This window comes from Rhodophyticola sp. CCM32 (assembly GCF_004751985.1).
GTDB lineage: Bacteria > Pseudomonadota > Alphaproteobacteria > Rhodobacterales > Rhodobacteraceae > Rhodophyticola.
The window spans coordinates 160,271-179,976 of record NZ_CP038492.1; the positions used below are offsets into that span (position 1 = coordinate 160,271).

Sequence of the window (19,706 nt, forward strand, 5' to 3'; positions counted from 1 at the left end):
GGATCACTCCTGTCCAAGGGCGCGGCAGAGCGCATTTCGGGTTTTGGCCTCATCATAGGCAGGCCAGCGGGCGGTCACATGTTGGTCGGGGCGGATCAGATAAACGGCGCTGTCCGCCTTGCCCAGATAGCGCTGGATAAGCGCGCCTGTGGGGTCATCGGCGCCGGTCAGGGCCAGCCGGGTGATGGCAAGGCCCGCCTCAGCTATCTCGTCCGGGGCCTCTGCATTTATCGTCAGAAGGGTGAAACCGGCCCCAAGCGCGTTCAGCAGAAACCCGTCACCCAAAGGCGCATCGACGCAAGGCGCACCCGGACGGGTGCGTTCGGGGCCATTTTTCAGCGCGTCTTCGCCGGTCAGTGACAGCCCGTCATAGGTGCAGGGCACCGACAGTCGGCCGGAATTCACCAGCGGGCGGGCAAAGCCATGGTCCCGGGCCAGCGCCAGCACCGCGTTGCGGAAGATCACGCTGATTTCCGATTTCGGGGTGATGAAATCCGTGGCCCGGCTGGAATTGAGAATATTCTCATCAGCCCCGAAAACCCGTTCCTCGGAATAACTGTCAAGCAGGGCGGGGCCGGCCAGACCGCGCAGCACCAGGTCGAGTTTCCAGGCCAGGTTTTCCGCATCCTGCATCCCCGAATTGGCGCCGCGCGCCCCGAAGGGAGACACCTGATGCGCAGCATCACCTGCAAACATCACCCGGCCATGGCGAAACTGATCCATCCGGCGGCATTGGAATGTGTAGATTGAGGTCCATTCCAGCTCATATTGCGCATCCGGGCCCAGCATCGCATCGACACGGGCGCGGATATTGGTCTCATCCAGTTCCTTGTCGCGATCAATGTCCCAGCCAAGCTGAAAATCGATCCGCCAGATATCATCGGGCTGTTTGTGCAGCAGGGCAGACTGACCTGAATCTTTGAACGGTGGTTCAAACCAGAACCAGCGTTCGGTGGGAAAATCGGCGGTCATCTTCACATCGGCGATCAGGAAATTGTCTTCAAACACCCGGCCTTCGAACCCCAGCCCCATCATGTCGCGCAGGGGGGAGCGGGCACCGTCACAGGCAATCACCCAATCGGCGAGCACCTCATAGGGGCCATCGGGCGTTTCCACAGTCAGGGCCATATGATCGCCCCTGTCTTCCAGGGCCGTGACCCGGTTCTTGCCGCGGATTTCAATCTTTGCCCCATTGGCCTGTTCCAGGCGCAGATGGTCGATCAGGGCTTTTTCGAAATAGGGCTGTTGCAGGTTGATGAAAGCGGGGTTCTTGTGGCCCTCTTCGGGTTGCAGGTTGAACTCGAAAACCTGATCCTCGCCGTGGAACACCTTGCCCAGATTCCAGACAACGCCTTTTTCCACCAACGCCTCACCACAGCCAAGCCGGTCGGCGATTTCCAGACAGCGCTGTGAAAAGCAGATCGCGCGGGAGCCTTCGCCGATCCCCCCATGGTCATCCAGCACCAGCACCGGCTGGCCGCGCTGGGCAAGGTCAAGGGCGGTGGCGGCCCCTATGGGGCCTGCGCCGACGATGACAATCGGGTGACGGTCCGGGGCGGGCATATCCTGGGCCGCGACCTTTTCATACGGGTAAAGCTCAAAGGCGAGGCGATAGCGGGATGCGGTCATGGGGCAGTATCCTCCCAATAGGGTTTTGCGGTCTCGACCCGGCCCCAGACCAGATAGAAATCATCAAGCTGGGGTGGTTCCGCGCCGGTCTGGCTCAACAGGGCATGGACCTGACCGCGATGGTGAATCTGATGCTGGAACAGATGCAGCAGCAGATGGTCGATACGCTCATGGGACGGCCCGTCAGAGCGCCCGACAGTCACGGTTTGCGGCAGGTCCGTATCGGTGAGGGTCGCGCAGAACGCCATCAGCGCACCGTCACTGGCGGCCTGAGCGGCTGCCAGCGCCTGCGGGTCGTCAATATCCTCGCGCTGGAAGATGGCGCGGCCTTTGCCGCCCCGGGTCAGGGCGTCGATATAGAACAGATCAACCTCGTGGATATGGTTCAATGTGCGCGGGATGGTGCCGAAGAAGCTGGGATATTCCGCGTCATAAGCCGCGCGTGGCAAGGTGGTCACGGCCTTGAAAAGCGTGGCATTGGCCCATGCATTGTTCCGGGCCTGCGCAAGGAAATAGTCGATGCTCATCCCTGTAGCGCCTCCCACATGTCGAGGTCGCGCTGTGCTGTCCAGATACGGGGCGTGTCGATGCCGCGCGCCTCGTCATAGGCGCGGGCAACATTGAAGGGCAGGCAGTGTTCATAGATCGCGTAATCGGCGAATTTCGGGTCACAGGCGGCGCGCACCGCATTCCAGGCCTCTTTCAGGCTGCCGCCACGGGCCGCGACTTTTGCGGCTGGCGCATAGGTGCTGGCCACGAAATCGCGCGTGCTTTCGATGGCGCGCTCCACAGCCTCCTTGCCGATAAGCGCATCGCCGCGACCGGGCGCAATCGCATCCACATCGAAACTGGCGATATTGTCGAGCGTATCGCCCCAATCCGCGAAATGCCCGTCGCCGCAATAACAGGCCGAATGATCCTCGACGATATCGCCGGTGAACATCACGTTCTGATCGGGCACATGGATCACGATATCGCCTGCCGTATGGGCGCGGCCCAGATGCATCAGGTCGATCCGGCGATTGCCCAGATAAACGCTCATACCCTCGCTGAAGGTTGTGGTTGGCCAGGTCAGGCCGGGGATGCTTTCATGACCCTCGAACAGGCGGGGGAAGCGTTGGAATTCGCTGTCCCAGTCTTCCTGACCCCGTTCCACCACCATGGCGCGGGCCGTATCCCCCATGATGATCTGATCGGCGCCATAGGCCGAGGCGCCCAGCACCCGGACCGCGTGGTAATGGGTCAGCACCACATGGGAAATCGGCTTGTCGGTGACGCTGCGCAGCTTTTCGATCACCTTTTGCGCCAGGCGCGGGGTGGCCTGCGCCTCGACGATCATCACGCTGTCATCGCCGATGATGATGCCGGAATTGGGGTCGCCCTCTGCGGTGAAGGCCCAAAGTCCCTCGCCCACTTCGGTGAACGAGATGGTTTTTTCCGTCATGTCGCCTTGTGAGGCAAAAGCTTTGGCCATGTGTCTAGTCCTTCTGCAAAAATTCAAGACGATTGCCAAAGGGGTCTTCGGCAAAGAACCGGCGGCGGGTCTTGATCATGTCGTTCCAGCGCGGGGACTGGCCGGTGGCCACGATCTGCGCCGCAGTGGTGTCAATGTCATCTACTGCAAAGCCTGGATGGGCCTTCTGCGCAGGAGAGAAGTTCTCTTCCACGCCCAGATGCAGCTCGGCGCCGGCCAGCAAGAGCCACAGGCCGCCACGCCCATTCAGCGCCTCTGGCTTGTCGATTTCGGTAAGGCCCAAGCCATCGCACCAAAAGGCGCGGGCTTTGGCTTCTCCACCCTTGGGGATAGCAATCTGGATATGGTCGAGCGCGAGCACCGGATCAGCGCGCATAGGGGTCAGCCAGCGCAGGCAGAAGCGTACCGGTACAGGGCCCGAACCCGATCTGATAACCATCGCCCCGGGCCGCGCCGGAGAGGGCCAGCGTATCACCATCCTCAAGGAAACTGCGGGTCTCGCCACTATCCAGTGTGATCGGTTCCTTGCCGCCCCAGCTCAGCTCCAGCAGCGAGCCGCGTTGCGATTTTTCAGGCCCCGATATGGTGCCTGAGCCAAGCAGATCGCCCACATTCATCGGACATCCCGCAGTTGTGTGATGGGCCAGTTGCTGCGCGGCGGAATAGTACATTTCCCTGTAATTGGTCCGGGCCAGAACGGTCGCGGCCTTGCCCCTGGGGGCCAGTGTGACGGTCAGATCAATGTCATACAGCATCGGGCCTGCGTCTTTCAGATGGTCCAGCAGCTCAAACTCACGCGCGGGGGTATCCACCCGGAACGGCTCCAACGCGGCTTTGGTCACGATCCACGGGCTGATCGTTGTGGCGGTGGCCTTCGCCTGAAACGGCCCAAGTGGCTGATATTCCCAGGCCTGAATGTCACGGGCGGACCAGTCGTTCAGAAGCACATATCCAAAGATCGCCTCATCCGCTTCGGTCACACTGATCGGGCCGTCACTTGCTTGCCCGACAATGGCGCCCATTTCCAGTTCCAGATCGAAACGTGCCGAGGGGGCGAAGCGGGGCAGATCGTCATTCGGGCCTTTCAATTGACCCCAGGGACGGCGGATATCCGTGCCCGACACAACGACCGAGGATGCCCGGCCATTATACCCGATCGGAATATGGAGCCAGTTCGGCGGCAACGCGTTTTCCGCGCCCCGGAACATCGTGCCCACATTGGTTGCATGATGCCGCCCGGCGTAGAAATCGGTATATTCCTCAACGATGATCGGCATATGCAGTTCTGCCTGATCCAGCGGCACCAGCATCGGTTCCAGCGCGGCCTGATCGGTGGAGCCTTCGGCCAGCATCTGCGTCAGCCGGGCGCGCAGGTTGGCCCAGACCTCTGACCCCAGATCCATGATCCCGTTCCAGAACGGCATGTCGAACAGGTCCGGGTCCCCCAGATCCAGCAGCCCGGCCTGTTCCACTGCGGCCATATCCAGAATCATCGCGCCGATGGCCACGCCGCAGCGCGGCGGCATGTCCCCGACGGAAAAGACACCATAGGGCAGGTTGTTCAGCGGAAAGGGTGTGTCGGCGCTGTTGGCCGAGGTGACCCAGCTTTTCATCAATGGCATGCAACTGCTTTCTTTCTGGTCCGTCAGGTGCGGCTCTGGCGGCCTGACAGCGATATCTGTTCCGGGAAGGAATGTATCCGGCACCGGGGCTGGCTGGCCAGCGCGATGGTCGTGAATGACGGGGGTCCTCCCTCCCCATTGGGATCAGAGATATTAGTTGGTTTTGTAACTAACAAGGCTTAACCTGCGCCAATGACACAAAATGACAGGTTTGATCTGCAGGATTTCCTGCCCTATCTTCTGACCCAGGCTGCCGAAGTCTCCAGCCTGGAATTTCAGCGTGAATACAAGGACCGCTATGGGATGTTGCGCATGGAATGGCGGGTGCTGTTCCATCTGGGGCGGTACGGTGCGATGACCGCGACAGAGATTTGCAGGCGATCCCGCATTCACAAGACCAAGACCAGCCGCGCCGTGGCGGCATTGGAGAGGAAACGCTACCTGTCGCGCCGTATCATGGATACGGACCGGCGGCAGGAACGGCTGTCACTGACCCGGGCGGGCGAAAGCGTGTTTGCCGATCTGCTGGCCGCCGCGCAGCAGTTCGATCAGGCGATGACGGCAGAGTTCACACCCGATGAAGAGGCCGTATTGCGTCAATGTCTGACCCGGATTGCCCGCATCTCCTGACACCGTTGCCTTTGCCTGGCCTTCAGAGATGGTCGTGAAAGGCGTGCCAAAGCGGCATCATCGCCTTGGCCCGGTCATTGGTTGCGCCCACCAGACCCCGGTCGCGCCAGGTGTCGGGCAGCGGGGCCATCATCGCCAGACCCTTGCGTTTCAGAAGCTCCGCATGGGGGTGATCGGGCGGATAGGGTTTGGGCACCCGTTGCAGGGGCGGGGCCCCGAAGGTGGATAGCCCGGCCCCGGTGGCAGCGGTGACCTCGGCCATTGCCTCGGCGGCCAAATCACCCCATGTGTCGACCCAGACGCGGTATCGGGTCAGGGCCGCCCCTTTCAGCGATACGACACCCATGCCCAGCAGCAGTTCCCCCGGCGCACAGGAGAAAAACCAGATTGGCGCCAGATCATCCGCATCAGCCGGGCGCCACAGCATATGCAGCCATGGCTTATAGGGCGATTTGTCTTTGGAAAACCGCACATCGCGATAGATGCGGAACAGTTTCGGGGTATGGCTTACCCCGGTCAGACGGCTGATATCCTCGGCCAGAAGGTCGGCGAACAGTTCCCCGGGTTTGCGGATGTCATCATTATATTGTGTTTTGCGCGGCTCGAACCAGTCTTTGCGATTATTCGCGGATAATTCCGCAAAGAACCCCTGTGCGGTGTCCACCATCGTTTCGAATCCGTCGCTCATCATCGCTCCTTTCGGGTGTCAGACCATTTTGGCATGGCCCGGATGCAAAATCAAAACCGCGATCCGGCGCGCGGCAGGGTATGAGGTAGGAAATATGGCAAAGACAGCCGCCGCATCGCGGGATTTCAAAATGTGATAGAAGGCGCGGAATGAAACGCGGAAAGCTATAGAGATCAGGATGCCATCGGCTGCCAAACTCCCATCGGCCCTGCCCGGGCTGGAGGCGCCCGAGGCCGGGCGCCTGACGGTGAAATACGCCCCGGAGGATGGCCCCGTGGTCGAAAACCCGCCGCGATTTTCCTGGCTGCCCGCCGGGGAAGGGGTGGCTGCATATGTGCTGCGCGTGTCGGCGGACCCGGATTTTCCTGCTGGACAGACCTGGTGTTTCACGGGTCTGCCGCTGAACTTCTTTACCCCCGATATGGTGTTTCCGCCCGGTGCCTATCACTGGTCATATGCCGTCTGGTCCCCCGCAACTGCGGGTCCTGCCAGTGCGTGGAGCATATCCCGCCGCTTCACCATTCCGCTTGGTCTGCCACAAACGCCGCTGCCTTCCCGCACAGATCGTTATCTGGCTGCCCCCAAAACCCATCCACGTCTCTGGCTGTGCTCTGATCAGGTGGCGGCCTTCCGCAAGGCGGTGGCCGAGGATCAGACCCATTGCGCCTGGCAGGTCTTTTTCGAGAAATCGGTTACGCCCTGGATGGCGCGCGATATCCTGCCGGAACCCACAGGCTATCCCGATGGCAAGCGCAGTGCGCCGATCTGGCGGCAGACCTATATCGACTGTCAGGAGGTGCTCTATGCGATCCGCCATCTGGCGATTGGCAGCAGGATCACCGGTGATGACGCGATGCAGGCCCGGGCCAGGGACTGGCTGCTATCGGTCGCGGCCTGGTCTCCGACGGGCAGCACCGCGCGCAGCTATACGGATGAATGGGCGTTTCGGGTGACTGTGGCGCTCGCCTGGGGGTATGACTGGCTGCATGATGATCTGACGGGTGCGGACCGCAACCTCGTGCGGGAGGCGCTTTTGATCCGCACCCGGGAGATTGCCGAACATATTATCCATCACACAGCACTTCACCGCTTGCCCTTTGACAGCCACGCGGTGCGCGCGGTCTCGGCTGTTCTGGTGCCCGCCTGCATCGCCCTTATGGACGAGGTGCCGGAGGCAAGGGGCTGGCTGGATTACGCCATCGAATTTCTGGCTACGCTTTATTCCCCCTGGGGGGATGTGCAGGGGGGCTGGGCCGAGGGGCCGCATTACTGGATGACCGGCATGGCCAGCCTGACCGAGGCCGCGACCCTGTTGAAAAGTTTCATGGGCTACGACCTGTTCCAGCGGCCTTTCTTTCAGCACACCGCCGATTTCCCGCTATATGCCAAGGCACCCGATACCAGACGGGGCACATTTGGCGATGACAGCACCCTGGGGGATACGGTTTGCCTGAAGCTTGGCCATATCATGCGCCAATTCGCCGGCGTGACCGGCAATGGCGTCTATCAATGGTATTGTGATCAGGTGATCGCGGCCGATCCCGGCACGGAAATGATGTTCTATAATTACGGCTGGTGGGATCTGAACTTTGATCAGATGACCTGTCTGCATGATTATGGCCATGTGACAGCCATCCCGCCCGCCGATATCGACAGGCTGCGCTGTTTCAAAGGTATCGGATGGGCCTGCATTCAACACCGGATGGCAGAGCCGGACCGGCACATTCAGTTCAATTTCAAATCCAGCCCCTTTGGATCGGTCAGCCACAGCCATGGGGATCAGAACGCCTTTTGCCTGTCGGGATTCGGTGAGGATCTGGCGGTTCAGTCAGGTCATTACATTGCGTTCAACAGCTCTATGCACAAGGTTTGGCGGCGGCAGACCCGATCGAAAAACGCCATTCTGATCAATGGAAAAGGTCAATATGCAGGGGATGACAAAGCGATGGCGATGGCCTCCACCGGCCGGATTGTCACCGCCGAGGACCGCAGCGATCATATTTTCATCCGCGGCGACGCGACCCAGGCATATCGCGCCCTGTCCCCCGAGGTGACATCGGTTCTGCGCGATATCTATTTCATCCATGACAGGTATTTCGTGATCGTCGATGCCATTGAAGCCGATACAGAGGTGACAATCGACTGGCTGCTTCACGCCAATGCCCCGATGGAGCTTGGCGATGACAGGTTCTGCTATTCCGGCAAGAGTGCAGGGTTTTATGGTCAGTGCCTGTGGTCCGAGGCCGGGGCGCCGGTCCTGACACAGGAGGTCGGCTTTCCCGGTGTTGACCCGGCCGAGATCAAGGGCCTTCCGGTCAGCACCTGCCTGCATGCGACCTATCCCAAAGCGACCCGCCACCGGATCGCGACGCTTTTGGTCCCATACCCGTTGGTCAGGCCATACCGGGTGGTCAGCCGTTTCGATGTGCAGAATGATGGCTGTGACCTTCATTTCTCTGATGCGGCTGATCAGCGTTTCAAAGTGAGGGTTTCCAAAGCAGCCGGCATCCACGGCTGACAACGTGTTTTGGTCTTTTGCTGTCAAAGTAAAAACGGCCCCGCCGAAGCGGGGCCGTGGCTAAAATGGTTTTGCTGATAAAAAGCTGAAACAGGACCATCATGCATCTGCACGAGACAGGCATAACACGCCCCATTTCGTCTATGTGTCGGGGTGACAGGTGGATTGGTTCAAAGAAAAATTGCGGCCTGACAGTTGCGCCACGAAACCCGGCCTTCCGGCGGTCGGTATCAGTTGTCTTCGCGGACCATGCGGGCCACCAGACGCCGGGCAATCGGGCTGGCGATCATGATCGTGGGAAAGGCCACCGCCCAGGAATGCACCCAGGACACCACCCAGATGCCGACAAACCCGTCAACCAGCCCTGTCGCGCGATGGGTGGCGATGCCGGATACCAGCAATGACATAAACCCTGAAACGATCAGGCCAAACAGGATTTGGGAAAAACGGGCGGGGATCATCGTCAAGTCTTCGACATTGGTTGCTGTGTCGAACCGGACAGTAAATATCCCATACCGGTGAACAAGTCACAATCGAGCTATCATGAATAGGTCCTGACCCTAGCAGCCGTGCCGGGCCGCTTGCTGCGCATAAAAATCCTGCAGGCTCTGGCCCGGTTCGGTCTCGAATGGCCCTGCACCTTCGGCGGTTCCGATCCGGTCCAGCCGGAACATGCGGAAATCCTGCCGCAATTCACACCAGCCGATCAAGGTCCAGACCGGGCCCCAATACCACAGGCCGATGGGGCGAACCGTGCGCTTTGTCTTTTGTCCGGCCTCATCGGAATAGGCCATGGTAATCCGCTCGCGCCGGGTCACGGCGGCCTCAAGCTGGTCGATGATCCGGCGGACGGTTTCGGTCATATCTGCGCGCGGCCGGGCATGTATGGCGACGGCCTCGGCCCGGGCGCGGGTGTCATCGGGCAGAACACTGGTGATCTTGTCCAGCGCCTGTTCGGCGCCTTTGACCATTGCCGCCCCGCCCCAGGCACGGATCATCCGCGCGCCCGCGGTCAGGGCCACAATTTCATCCGTGGTGAACATCAGCGGCGGCAGGTCATAGCCCGCGCGCATCAGATATCCCAGCCCGGCCTCGCCATCAATCGGCAGGCCAGAGCCCACAAGATGGGCGATATCACGATAAATCGTGCGTTCAGACACTTCCAGCGTATCCGCCAGATGGCGGGCGGTGATCAGCTTACCCGAGCGGAGAAGCTGGACGATCTGAAACAGGCGGTCGGCGCGTCGCATGACAGGCAGAATAGCGCGGCCCCCGGGGCGGGGGCCAGCGCGTTCCTGTCAGGAGGCGTATTGGAAGAAACCGATCGAATTCCCATCCGGGTCGCGGGCATAGAAAAACGCCCCGGCAGGGATAGCGATATCTGGGCTTTCCGCCTTGCCGCCCGCCGCTTCAACCCGTTTGCGGGTCGCGGCCAGACTGTCAGGGGCGACCAGATGCACGGTGGGGCCGTTTTCCGACGGCGTGCCGGGGTAAATATGGCCGGATGTGCCGGTAGCCGGGTCCTGATAGGGGAAAACGGCCATCGGGTTCGGGCCGCTGGTGTCGATGGTCATATCAGTGTCGAGCACCGCGTTATAGAAAGCAACGGAGCGGTCCAGATCACGGACCGGAATTTCGAACCAGCAGGCGGTGTTTTTGGGATGTACGGGCATATGAGGTCTCCATAATTGAGGTCTTGCCCGGGTCTTTTGACACATCCCTCCTGACAGCGTCCTGTCAGGAGGGATTGCGATGGCTGAGATGATTTTGTCAGCTGTTGATCTGTTCTTGGAGGTTATTCGTAACCCACAGCATGCTGCGTTATAGCTTCGGCCTGAAATTCTGAATCGCCCTGCACCATCCTTCCGCCCGGCGATCCCGCCGGGCAGCGCCCACCCCTCGGTTCGGGCGCTGCCCTCTGCGTAATGTATATGTGATGCAGATAAATGGACGTGCTATAGCACCGAGCCTGAAACGGGGGCAGGAAGCGCGCGCCGTGAGGGCGGCTCAGCCGGGCGAAATTCCCTCATCTTACCTGAAACGCCGTAACACTTGATCTGTGGAATAAGCACCCGCGCCCAAATACCCTATATCTCCAGTTCCGCGACCGGGATGATCGGAAAGAAAAGACCGCCCGACCAGACCCCGAACCAGTCAACCTCATCAACCGGATATGCCTCCCCCAGATCGACCAGCCGGTAGAAGCTTTTGCGGTCGATCAGCGCCTCCATACCCCCGCGCACCATGACATAGGGGGAGGGTTCGCCGCGCGCATCGCGCTGCACGCGGATCGGGTTGTCGGGCCCTGCGATCACCGTATCGCCCACATGGGTGGTGAAGGTGATGATCTGGTCCGGGCCGTTCCCCGCCGTCTCAAAATCCACCGCGACAAAGGGGGCATCCTGAACCCGGATGCCGACCTTTTCCACCGGTGTGACCAGAAAATACTTGCCCTTTTCCAGTTTCAGGATTGATGAGAAAAGCCGTACCAAAGGCGCGCGCCCGATCGGTGTGCCGTTGTAAAACCAGGTCCCGTCGCGTTTGATCTCCATATCCAGGTCGCCGCAAAACGGGGGATCCCACAGATGCACAGGCGGTAATTTGCCATCTTTTTGGGCGGCTTTGGCGGATGCCATCAGGCTTTCCGCGTCGGGGGTCACAATGTTTTGTGCGGACATGCTTTTTGCCATTTGTGATCGGAGCAATAGTTCGATTTACTAAACCTAACATATTCACCCTGTGGAGCATTGCCATGCCTGAGCCTGAAAACCTTGTGGCCGAGATTGAACGCCTTGGGGGCCAACTGGCCGAAGCCAGGGCCAGCATCGCCACAAAGATCATTGGTCAGCAAAGCGTGGTGGACCTGTCACTGGCGGCCATGCTTTCGGGCGGTCATGCCTTGCTGATGGGTCTGCCGGGGCTGGGCAAGACATTGCTGGTCGATACCCTGTCGACGGTCATGGGCCTGTCTGCCAACCGTATCCAGTTCACGCCCGATCTGATGCCTGCCGATATCCTGGGCTCGGAAGTTCTGGAAACCGCCGGCGATGGCGCCCGGTCTTTCCGGTTCATCGAAGGGCCGGTTTTCTGCCAGCTTCTGATGGCCGATGAGATCAACCGCGCCTCGCCCCGGACCCAATCGGCCCTGTTGCAGGCGATGCAGGAGATGGAGGTGACCATCGCCGGTGTGCATCACAATCTGCCGCGCCCGTTCCATGTGCTGGCAACCCAGAACCCGATTGAGCAGGAAGGCACCTACCCCCTGCCCGAAGCGCAGCTGGACCGGTTTCTGGTGAAAATCGACGTGGATTACCCGGATCGGGACACTGAACGGGGCATCCTGCTGGCCACCACCGGCAGGACAGAGGCAGAGGCTGTCCGGGTGTTCACGCCCGAGGCCCTGATGGCCGCGCAGCAGATTGTCCGCCAGATGCCCGTGGGTGAGGCGGTGGTCGAGTTGATCCTGGATCTGGTCCGTGCCTGCCGCCCCGAAGATGACAGCGCCCCGCAAGGGGTGCGCGATACGGTGGCCTGGGGCCCCGGCCCCCGCGCCGCGCAGGCCCTGATGCTGACAGTTCGCGCCCGGGCGCTGCTGGATGGACGGCTGGCCCCCTCGGCCGAGGATGTGGCGGCCCTGGCGAAATCCGTTCTCAGCCACCGTATGGCGCTTAGCTTTGCGGCCCGCGCCGAAGGGGCAGAGCTTGATCAGGTCATCCGTGAGGTCACCGAACGGGTCACCCGTGTCGAGGCCGCAGCTTGAGCGATACGGCCCTTCATACCCCGGCCACGCTCCGCTCCCGTTCCGAGGCGGTGGCGCAAAGCCTGCCGCCGCTTATGGCGGATGCGCAGCATCTGGCCGCCACGATTCTGTTGGGGAACCATGGCCGTCGGCGGGCCGGGACGGGCGATGAATTCTGGCAATACCGCCCGGCGGAATCCGGCGATGCCTATCGCAGCATCGACTGGCGCCGGTCCGCCCGCGCGGACAGCCATTTCGTGCGTCAGACCGAATGGCAGGCCGCGCAATCGGTGATGATTGGTGTGGATGATGCGGCCTCGATGACCTTTACGGGTGCCGCCTCCCGCCCCTCGAAACTGCGCCGGGCCCAGACACTTGCCATGGCGTTGGGCATTCTGGCCGTGCGCGGCGGGGAGCGGGTGGGGCTGACCCATCTGGCGGACCCGCCGCGCGGTGGCGAGGCGCAATTGATCCGCATGGCCGCCGCCCTGATGGACAGTCATGAACCGGGCGATTACGGCGCGCCCAAACCGCGCAGCCTGCCTGCTGGCAGCCGGGCGGTGTTCTTTTCCGATTTCATGGGGGATCCCGCCTTGACGGAAACGGTTCTGGGCCAGGCCGCTGATCGCGGTGTCAAAGGCGCGCTGGTGCAGGTTCTTGACCCCCATGAAGAGCTGTTCCCCTATGACGGGCGCACGGTGTTTGAAAGCATGTCGGGTGCGATCCGTTTTGAAACGCTGAAGGCCAAATCCCTGAAAACCGCCTATCTGGAACGTCTGGCCGCGCGCAAGGCCCGGCTGAAGGATATGACCCGCCGCACCGGCTGGCGTTATTTGTGTCATCACACGGACCGCCCGGCGGAACCGGCCTTGCTGTGGCTTTACCAGACCCTGGACCGGGCCAGATGAGGGGTGGCATGCGGAAAACGCGCGTTTTCCACCCCGGAATTCTTGAGAATTCCGGGGTGGATTTCTGCAGAAATCCGGGCGTCTGCAAAGGTGGGGCGCATCCATGATCGCCAATCTTGCTTTTTCCACGCCGCTTCTGCTGACCGCCCTTATCGCGCTGCCGATCCTGTGGTGGCTGCTGCGTGCGGTGCCGCCTGCGCCGATCCGTCGGCGGTTTCCCGGTGTGGCCCTGCTTCTGGGTCTCAAGGATGAGGACAGCCAGTCGGATAAAACCCCCTGGTGGCTTTTGCTGTTGCGGATGGTTGCAATTGCCGCCGCGATCATCGGATTTGCCGGTCCGGTGCTGAACCCCGAGGCAGAGCGCGCGGGCGATGGCCCTTTGCTGATCGTCATGGATGCCTCCTGGGCCAGTGCGGGTGACTGGCAGGCGCGGCTTGACCGGGTGGATCTGCTGCTGGATGAGGCGGGGCGTGCGGGTCGGCCCGTGGCGCTGGCCCAATTGGGTGACAGGCCCGAAGGCCCGTTGCCCTTGCAGGCTGCCAATGCCTGGGCTGCGCGGCTTCCGAACCTTGCGCCTCGACCTTACGCACCGGATATGGCCGCCGCCCTCGACTGGGCCCGGGGGCTGGAGGGCCCGCTGGAGGTGTTCTGGGTCTCTGACGGGCTGGATCATCCCGGCCGGGATGACCTGATCGACGCGTTTCAGGCGCTTGGCCCGTTGCGGGTGTTTCAGGGCGCGCGGGATGTGCTGGCCCTGACCCCGCCGCAATTTGAAGATGGTGCGATCCGTGTGCGGGGCCTGCGACTTGGGTCCACCGCACCGCATGAGGTGACCCTGACCGCCCATGGCCTCGACCCTGCGGGCATCCCCCGCGAACTGGCCCGTGACAGGCTGCGATTTGGTGCAGGCGCGAGCGACGCGGAATTGGAGCTGAGCCTGCCGCCGGAACTGCGCAACCGGATCACCCGGTTTGAAATCAGCGGCGCGCGCAGTGCCGGGGCGGTCTCGCTGACCGATGACAGTTTGCAACGCCGTGAAATCGCGCTGATCGCCGGGGCGCCGGATCGGGAAGGGCAGATGCTGCTGTCGCCGCTGCATTTCCTGCGCGAGGCGCTGGAGCCCACCGCCGATCTGCTGGAGGGTGCGCTGGATGATCTGCTTCTGGCCAGCCCGGATGTGATCATTCTGGCCGATGTGGCGCAACTCAGCCCCGAGGAAGAGGCCGGGGTCACCGAATGGGTTGAGGCCGGGGGCCTGCTGGTCCGCTTTGCCGGGCCACGGCTTGCCGGGTCTGACGTGGCGCGGGATCGGATGGACCCGCTGCTGCCTGTCCGGCTCAGGGAAGGCGGGCGCACCGTTGGCGGCGCGATGAGCTGGGGGGAGCCGAAGGTGCTGCGCCCGTTCCCGGAAACATCGCCGTTTTTCGGTTTGGCGATCCCGGGGGATGTGCAGGTCACCAGCCAGGTTCTGGCCCAGCCCGACCCGATGCTGGCCGATCACACCATTGCGGCCCTGACCGATGGCACGCCGCTGGTCACCCGCGCACGTCTGGGGCAGGGCAGTGTTGTGCTGTTCCATGTCACCGCCAATGCGGAATGGTCCAGCCTGCCGCTTTCAGGATTGTTCGTGCAGATGCTGGAACGGCTTGCGGTGTCCACCCGGCCGGTAAACCCGGCGGCTGAGGATCTGGATGGCATCATCTGGGTGCCCGAACAGGTGCTGGACGGGTTTGGCACACTGCGCGATGCGGGCAATCATCCGGGTGTTGCGGGCCATGATCTGGCCGAGGCGCCGCTTTCCGCCGATATCCTGCCCGGTCTTTATGCCGGGGCCGAACGCCGGGTTGCGCGCAATGTCATCGGACCTGACGACATGCTGGCCCCGGCTGTCTGGACCGCCGATATCCCGGTGGAGGGGATGTCGATCATCGCCCCCACGGATCTGATGGCGGCCTTTCTTACCGCAGCGCTGGCGATGTTGATGCTGGATGCGCTTGCCGCGCTCTGGCTGTCGGGGCGTCTGTCCGGCCTGGTGCGGCGCGCGGCCCTGCTGATCCTCGCCTTTGGCCTGACGCCGCTTGTTGCGCCCATGGCCGACGCGCAGGACACCGAGGAGGACAGGCTGGCCCTTCTGGCCACAGCTGAAATCACACTGGCCTATGTGGAAACCGGTGACCCACGGATTGACGAGGTCAGCCGGGCGGGGCTTCTGGGCCTGTCCAACACGCTTTGGCAGCGCAGTTCGGTGGAACCGGCGCCCCCGATCGGCGTCAATCTGGAAACCGATGAACTGGCCTTTTTCCCGATGCTGTACTGGCCGGTCTACCCCGATCAGCCGCTGCCGTCAGAAGCGGCCTATGCACGGCTCAACACCTATCTTCGTTCCGGCGGGATGATCGTGTTCGACACCCGCGATGCGGATATCGGCGGGTATGGCACGGCGACACCGGCGGGTCGCAGGCTGCGCCAGCTGGCCGCGCCCTTGGATATTCCGCCGCTGGAGCCGATCCCGTCTGACCATGTTCTGACCCGCACCTTCTATCTGTTGCAGGATTTTCCAGGCCGTCATCTCAGCCGCGATGTCTGGGTGGAGGCCGCCCCGCCGGATGCGGAACAGGTGGAAGGCATGCCGTTCCGCAATCTCAATGATGGGGTCACGCCTGTGGTGATTGGTGGCAATGACTGGGCTGCGGCCTGGGCCGTGGATGACACGGGCCGGTCGCTATTTCCGGTGGGCCGGGGCTTTGCCGGCGAACGCCAGCGCGAGATTGCGCTGCGGTTCGGGGTCAATCTGGTGATGCATGTGCTCAGCGGGAATTACAAATCCGATCAGGTGCATGTGCCCGCACTCCTTGACCGGTTGGGGCAATAGCCATGACCAGTGATATCCTCTTCGATCCGCTTCTGCCCTGGCCGGTGATCTGGGCCCTGATCGGGGCTGCGTTTCTGATCACCGCACTGGCTGTCTGGCGGGGCCTGTCGGGTTGGCCGTTCCGGGCGCTGGCATCACTGGCGCTTTTGCTGGCGCTGGCCAATCCGGCGTTGCAGAATGAAGACCGCGATCCGCTGCGCGATATCGTGTTGCTGATCATTGATGACAGCGCCAGCCAGGGCCTGTCGGACCGGCAGACACAGGTTGCCGAGGCGGTCACGGCACTGGAAGATCAGGTTGCCGATCTGGGGATGGATCTGCGCCAGACCCGTGTGGGGGACGGGGCTGACAATTCCGGCACGCTGCTGATGGCGGCGCTGGCCCGGCTGATGGGTGATGAACCCCGCGCCCGTATCGCAGGCGCCATTCTGCTGACCGACGGTCAGTTGCATGATGCCGGTCTTGTACCTGAGATGCCCGCGCCATTGCATGCGCTTCTTACCGGGCGAAGCGGGGATTGGGACCGCCGCCTGATGGTGCAGAATGCCCCGGCCTTTGCGATCCTTGATGAGGAAGTGACCCTGACGCTGCGCATTGAAGATCAGGGTGCAGTGCCCGCCGGTGTCGCCGGGCGGGCAGAGCTGCGCATCGCCATTGACGGCAATCAGGCGCGCAGTTTTCAGGTGCCGGTGGGGGAGGATATCACCCTGCCGCTGACCCTGGCGCATGCGGGGGTGAATGTGATTCAACTGACCCTGCCCGAGGCAGAGGGCGAGTTGACCGACCGCAACAACGCGGCCATTGTCCAGATCAACGGGGTGCGTGACCGTCTGCGGGTGCTGCTTGTCTCGGGCCAGCCGCATCCGGGGCAGCGGACCTGGCGCAACCTGCTGAAATCCGACCCATCGGTCGATCTGGTCCATTTCACCATTCTGCGCCCGCCGGACAAACAGGATGGCGTGCCGGTGACCGAATTGAGCCTGATCGCCTTTCCCACGCGGGAGCTGTTTACCGAGGCGATTGACGAGTTCGATCTGATCATCTTCGACCGGTATCAGCGCCGTGGTATCCTGCCGATGCTCTATCTCGACAATGTCCGGCGCTATGTGGAAAACGGCGGCGCGCTGCTTCTGGCTGCGGGCCCCGATTTTGCCAGCGCGGATTCCCTGTACCGCACGCCCCTGTCCTCGATCCTGCCGGGAAGGCCCACGGCGCGGGTGGTGGAAACCCGTTCCTGCCGCAAATCTCGGATCTGGGGGATCGCCACCCGGTGACCGCAGGTCTGGATCAGGACTATGCGGGGCAGCAGGACAGCACCGATGCCTCCTGGGGGCGGTGGTTTCGCCAGATTGAGGTGATCGAACAGGCGGGCGGCCAGACCGTGATGACCGGGGCGGATCAGGCGCCTTTGCTGATGCTCAACCGGGTGGGGGAGGGGCGCGTGGCGCTTCTGGCATCTGACCATGCCTGGTTATGGGATCGCGGCTATGAGGGGGGCGGGCCGCAGTTGGAAATGCTGCGCCGTCTCGCCCATTGGATGATGGGGGAGCCTGATCTGGAAGAGGAAGCGCTGCGCGCCGAGGCCGACGGGCAAAGCATTCGGATCACCCGCCAGACCCTGGCCGAAGAGGTGGAGCCTGTGGAGGTGATCCCCCCTGACGGCCGTGAGGTGGTGGTGGACCTGGAAGAGACCATGCCGGGTCAGTTCACCGGCACCTATGACGCGCCCGAACAGGGGCTCTACCGGCTGAGCGAAGGCGATAGGGAGACGGTGGTTGCCCTTGGCCCGGCAGCCCCCCGGGAGTTCGAGGAAACCATCGCCAGCGCCGCCCGTCTGACCCCGGCGGTCGCGCCGACACGTGGCGGGGTGTTGCGGCTGGAAGACGGGCTGCCCGATCTGCGCCTTGTGTCGGAAGGGCGCAACGCGTCGGGACGGGGCTGGATCGGTGTGACCCCGCGTGCGGCCTATCTGACAACGGATGTCACGGTGACCCCGCTGATCGCATCATGGCTGTTTCTGCTGATTGCGGCCCTTCTGATGCTGGGGGCCTGGCTGCGCGAAGGGCGGCGCTGAAAGGCTGCACCTGTTTTCCTTGAGGAAAACATGTGGAATTCCCGAGAATTCCACCTGCCAATCTGATTGCCGGGTGCCGTTATTCGATCGTCAGCGCAAACCGGTCTTCTCCCCAGCCGGTCACATTGCAATGCGCACGGATGAAAACCTGTGTGACCCCATCGGGGATCACCAGATCGCCAAGGGACCGGGTAAAGGGCTGTTCCTCCACATGGGGGTGGAACAGAGTGCGGCTGCCCAGAACCGTGCCGTCCTCCAACTCCACCTGCCAGCCATCCGCGTAATGGTCCCACCCGGTATCAGGGTGGGACAGCGTGACCGATATCTGGCCGTTTGTGTATCTGGCCTCAAGGATCACCGGCGGATCGGCCCTGACCGCCTCAGGCGGGAAGCTGAGCGTCAGCGCGACAGTCAGGATCAGCGGATATTTCATCGTTTTCTCCTTCGCGGTGCGGGGTGTGGTGGGCGCGTGGTCAGGTCTCACATAGCTGCGGAACAAAGCCGAGGCAATCCGAAGCCCGGCGCTGGGGGCGTCCCCGGGCGCGGTGACGATCAGGGTATTCGTCGGTGTCAGACGCTATGGAGCGTCAGACGGTTTTGACCTTTATGTCATAAACTGAACCAAATTCATGAAAACAGCAAAGCTGCCCTTCGTGCAAAACGCGGCGAAGGCTACCGAAGAGCCCACTTTACCAAATGCTGCGTTGCAAAATAGCAGACAGTTCGTCCGTTCCATCCCAGAGAACTGCCTCCCAACCCGCCGATTGAGCAGCTTCTACATTTGGCAGCGTGTCATCAACCAAAAGCATTTCGTGCGGCTGGCGCTCGATCTCGCGCTCAGCAAAGGAATAGAACTCGATTTGGGGCTTCCTGCTACCCGCTTTGGCAGAGTAAACGATGCCATCAACTTCGTCACACAGGCCCATCGTCTGCATTAAGTAAGTTGCCCTCAAGTGCTCTTGATTTGTTGCTAGGTAAACAAGAACTCCACACTGCCGCGCCTTCCTTACATCTGAGAGAACTACTTCCATGATGCGAGAATCCATCTCAAACCAATAAGCTATGAGGTCTTCTGCCTCCAAAGACGGGGCGATACGGTTCAGCACTGCAGAAAGTGCAGGCAGCAGATCCTTTTTGCCTATGACGATATCGTTCCAGTCACGCTTGAAGAACTCATCGACAAGAGCCTTGGACGAAACCCCCATGTCTTTGGTTAGATCAGTGTCCCAACGCAATCCATCGCGAGGGCGACCGTCTACAAGCACTCCATCGACATCGAGCATCAGACATTTGGGCATCAGTGCACCCTTCCTTGAAACAATCAGGTCTAGCCCCTTATCGCCTTTCAATGATGCTGAGTGAAGCTCGTGGTGATTCAGGCAAGCGCAATTGATGAAAGGCCGCTTTGTCCCAACTGCCGACCTTAACAGAAACAACGCCGAAGGTCCGGTCTGGGTCAGAATTGTTTTACGTTTGGGCCAGTATTGCGTGACGCGGAACATTGATAGGATTCAGCAAATCCGTTGCATCGAGTCAAAGGTGCGCGACGTTC

At 61.7% G+C, this 19,706-nt stretch carries 17 protein-coding genes and 1 pseudogene; 6 read left to right on the forward strand and 12 right to left on the reverse strand.

Annotated features, from left to right (window positions below):
- Positions 1-3: 3 nt before the first annotated feature.
- From E2K80_RS00780 to fahA, 5 genes are read right to left on the reverse strand one after another with little or no spacing between them, the layout of a single operon-like run.
- Entirely contained in the window at positions 4-1,629 is a 1,626-nt protein-coding gene (locus tag E2K80_RS00780; RefSeq protein ID WP_135371855.1) for an FAD-dependent oxidoreductase, read from the reverse strand.
- Positions 1,626-2,156: a DinB family protein gene (locus E2K80_RS00785; protein ID WP_135371857.1), complete on the reverse strand. Its 531-nt coding sequence runs from the start codon at positions 2,154-2,156 to the stop codon at positions 1,626-1,628. Before E2K80_RS00785 ends, E2K80_RS00780 begins: the two co-directional genes overlap by 4 nt.
- Positions 2,153-3,103: an MBL fold metallo-hydrolase gene (locus E2K80_RS00790; protein WP_135371859.1), complete on the reverse strand. Its 951-nt coding sequence runs from the start codon at positions 3,101-3,103 to the stop codon at positions 2,153-2,155. Before E2K80_RS00790 ends, E2K80_RS00785 begins: the two co-directional genes overlap by 4 nt.
- Positions 3,104-3,107: 4 nt before the next feature.
- Positions 3,108-3,479 (reverse strand): VOC family protein, encoded by a 372-nt coding sequence (locus E2K80_RS00795; RefSeq protein WP_135371861.1) that lies wholly within the window; start codon positions 3,477-3,479, stop codon positions 3,108-3,110.
- The gene (gene fahA / locus E2K80_RS00800; protein ID WP_135371863.1) at positions 3,469-4,725 is read right to left on the reverse strand and encodes a fumarylacetoacetase; all 1,257 of its coding nucleotides are present in this window, start codon (positions 4,723-4,725) and stop codon (positions 3,469-3,471) included. Before fahA ends, E2K80_RS00795 begins: the two co-directional genes overlap by 11 nt.
- Before the next feature lie 192 nt (positions 4,726-4,917).
- Between fahA and E2K80_RS00805 the strand changes: the two genes are divergently transcribed.
- Positions 4,918-5,355 (forward strand): MarR family winged helix-turn-helix transcriptional regulator, encoded by a 438-nt coding sequence (locus E2K80_RS00805; protein ID WP_135371865.1) that lies wholly within the window; start codon positions 4,918-4,920, stop codon positions 5,353-5,355.
- Between the two features lie 22 nt (positions 5,356-5,377).
- Here E2K80_RS00805 and E2K80_RS00810 read toward each other — a convergent pair whose 3' ends face one another.
- A complete protein-coding gene (locus E2K80_RS00810) occupies positions 5,378-6,043 on the reverse strand; it encodes a DUF2461 domain-containing protein (RefSeq protein ID WP_168193058.1) in 666 nt (221 codons plus the stop codon).
- Positions 6,044-6,221: 178 nt separating this feature from the next.
- On the opposite strand from E2K80_RS00810, the gene E2K80_RS00815 reads away from it, so the two are divergent.
- On the forward strand, positions 6,222-8,561 hold the full coding sequence (locus tag E2K80_RS00815; RefSeq protein WP_135371869.1) for a DUF4962 domain-containing protein: 2,340 nt from the start codon (positions 6,222-6,224) through the stop codon (positions 8,559-8,561).
- Positions 8,562-8,791: 230 nt separating this feature from the next.
- On the opposite strand, the gene E2K80_RS00820 is transcribed toward E2K80_RS00815, so the two are convergent.
- From E2K80_RS00820 to E2K80_RS00835, 4 genes are all read right to left on the reverse strand, one after another.
- The gene (locus tag E2K80_RS00820; RefSeq protein WP_135371871.1) at positions 8,792-9,022 is read right to left on the reverse strand and encodes a DUF2798 domain-containing protein; all 231 of its coding nucleotides are present in this window, start codon (positions 9,020-9,022) and stop codon (positions 8,792-8,794) included.
- Between the two features lie 99 nt (positions 9,023-9,121).
- Positions 9,122-9,811, reverse strand: a complete 690-nt coding sequence (locus E2K80_RS00825) for a helix-turn-helix transcriptional regulator (protein WP_135371873.1) — start codon at positions 9,809-9,811, stop codon at positions 9,122-9,124.
- Between the two features lie 48 nt (positions 9,812-9,859).
- Positions 9,860-10,234, reverse strand: a complete 375-nt coding sequence (locus E2K80_RS00830; RefSeq protein WP_135371875.1) for a VOC family protein — start codon at positions 10,232-10,234, stop codon at positions 9,860-9,862.
- Positions 10,235-10,648: 414 nt separating this feature from the next.
- The gene (locus tag E2K80_RS00835) at positions 10,649-11,239 is read right to left on the reverse strand and encodes a DUF1285 domain-containing protein (protein ID WP_135371877.1); all 591 of its coding nucleotides are present in this window, start codon (positions 11,237-11,239) and stop codon (positions 10,649-10,651) included.
- Between the two features lie 74 nt (positions 11,240-11,313).
- Between E2K80_RS00835 and E2K80_RS00840 the strand changes: the two genes are divergently transcribed.
- The 4 genes and pseudogenes from E2K80_RS00840 to E2K80_RS00855 all read left to right on the forward strand — a co-directional run bounded on the left by E2K80_RS00840 (position 11,314) and on the right by E2K80_RS00855 (position 18,154).
- Positions 11,314-12,321 carry an AAA family ATPase gene (locus tag E2K80_RS00840; protein WP_135371879.1) on the forward strand — a complete coding sequence of 336 codons (1,008 nt, stop codon included), beginning with the start codon at positions 11,314-11,316 and terminating at the stop codon, positions 12,319-12,321.
- Complete coding sequence (locus E2K80_RS00845) at positions 12,318-13,208, forward strand: DUF58 domain-containing protein (RefSeq protein ID WP_238475603.1); 891 nt, start codon at positions 12,318-12,320, stop codon at positions 13,206-13,208. Before E2K80_RS00840 ends, E2K80_RS00845 begins: the two co-directional genes overlap by 4 nt.
- Positions 13,209-13,311: 103 nt before the next feature.
- Positions 13,312-16,080 carry a DUF4159 domain-containing protein gene (locus tag E2K80_RS00850; RefSeq protein WP_135371881.1) on the forward strand — a complete coding sequence of 923 codons (2,769 nt, stop codon included), beginning with the start codon at positions 13,312-13,314 and terminating at the stop codon, positions 16,078-16,080.
- A gap of 2 nt (positions 16,081-16,082) precedes the next feature.
- Positions 16,083-18,154: pseudogene (locus E2K80_RS00855) on the forward strand (hypothetical protein).
- Positions 18,155-18,233: 79 nt separating this feature from the next.
- Here the strand turns inward: E2K80_RS00855 and E2K80_RS00860 are convergent.
- Positions 18,234-18,587 (reverse strand): hypothetical protein, encoded by a 354-nt coding sequence (locus E2K80_RS00860; RefSeq protein ID WP_135371883.1) that lies wholly within the window; start codon positions 18,585-18,587, stop codon positions 18,234-18,236.
- A 256-nt stretch (positions 18,588-18,843) separates the two neighbouring features.
- Complete coding sequence (locus E2K80_RS00865) at positions 18,844-19,656, reverse strand: HAD family hydrolase (protein WP_135371885.1); 813 nt, start codon at positions 19,654-19,656, stop codon at positions 18,844-18,846.
- Positions 19,657-19,706: the final 50 nt, after the last annotated feature.

Excerpts from the sequence above, each read along its gene's own strand:
- E2K80_RS00860 (WP_135371883.1), bottom strand. The coding sequence starts at position 18,587 with ATGAAATATCCGCTGATCCTGACTGTCGCGCTGACGCTCAGCTTCCCG.
- E2K80_RS00830 (WP_135371875.1), bottom strand. The coding sequence starts at position 10,234 with ATGCCCGTACATCCCAAAAACACCGCCTGCTGGTTCGAAATTCCGGTC.
- E2K80_RS00820 (WP_135371871.1), bottom strand. The coding sequence starts at position 9,022 with ATGATCCCCGCCCGTTTTTCCCAAATCCTGTTTGGCCTGATCGTTTCA.
- fahA (WP_135371863.1), bottom strand. The coding sequence starts at position 4,725 with ATGCCATTGATGAAAAGCTGGGTCACCTCGGCCAACAGCGCCGACACA.
- E2K80_RS00850 (WP_135371881.1), top strand. The coding sequence starts at position 13,312 with ATGATCGCCAATCTTGCTTTTTCCACGCCGCTTCTGCTGACCGCCCTT.
- E2K80_RS00815 (WP_135371869.1), top strand. The coding sequence starts at position 6,222 with ATGCCATCGGCTGCCAAACTCCCATCGGCCCTGCCCGGGCTGGAGGCG.
- E2K80_RS00840 (WP_135371879.1), top strand. The coding sequence starts at position 11,314 with ATGCCTGAGCCTGAAAACCTTGTGGCCGAGATTGAACGCCTTGGGGGC.
- E2K80_RS00795 (WP_135371861.1), bottom strand. The coding sequence starts at position 3,479 with ATGCGCGCTGATCCGGTGCTCGCGCTCGACCATATCCAGATTGCTATC.
- E2K80_RS00780 (WP_135371855.1), bottom strand. The coding sequence starts at position 1,629 with ATGACCGCATCCCGCTATCGCCTCGCCTTTGAGCTTTACCCGTATGAA.
- E2K80_RS00825 (WP_135371873.1), bottom strand. The coding sequence starts at position 9,811 with ATGCGACGCGCCGACCGCCTGTTTCAGATCGTCCAGCTTCTCCGCTCG.
- E2K80_RS00805 (WP_135371865.1), top strand. The coding sequence starts at position 4,918 with ATGACACAAAATGACAGGTTTGATCTGCAGGATTTCCTGCCCTATCTT.
- E2K80_RS00835 (WP_135371877.1), bottom strand. The coding sequence starts at position 11,239 with ATGTCCGCACAAAACATTGTGACCCCCGACGCGGAAAGCCTGATGGCA.
- E2K80_RS00790 (WP_135371859.1), bottom strand. The coding sequence starts at position 3,103 with ATGGCCAAAGCTTTTGCCTCACAAGGCGACATGACGGAAAAAACCATC.
- E2K80_RS00785 (WP_135371857.1), bottom strand. The coding sequence starts at position 2,156 with ATGAGCATCGACTATTTCCTTGCGCAGGCCCGGAACAATGCATGGGCC.
- E2K80_RS00810 (WP_168193058.1), bottom strand. The coding sequence starts at position 6,043 with ATGAGCGACGGATTCGAAACGATGGTGGACACCGCACAGGGGTTCTTT.
- E2K80_RS00865 (WP_135371885.1), bottom strand. The coding sequence starts at position 19,656 with ATGTTCCGCGTCACGCAATACTGGCCCAAACGTAAAACAATTCTGACC.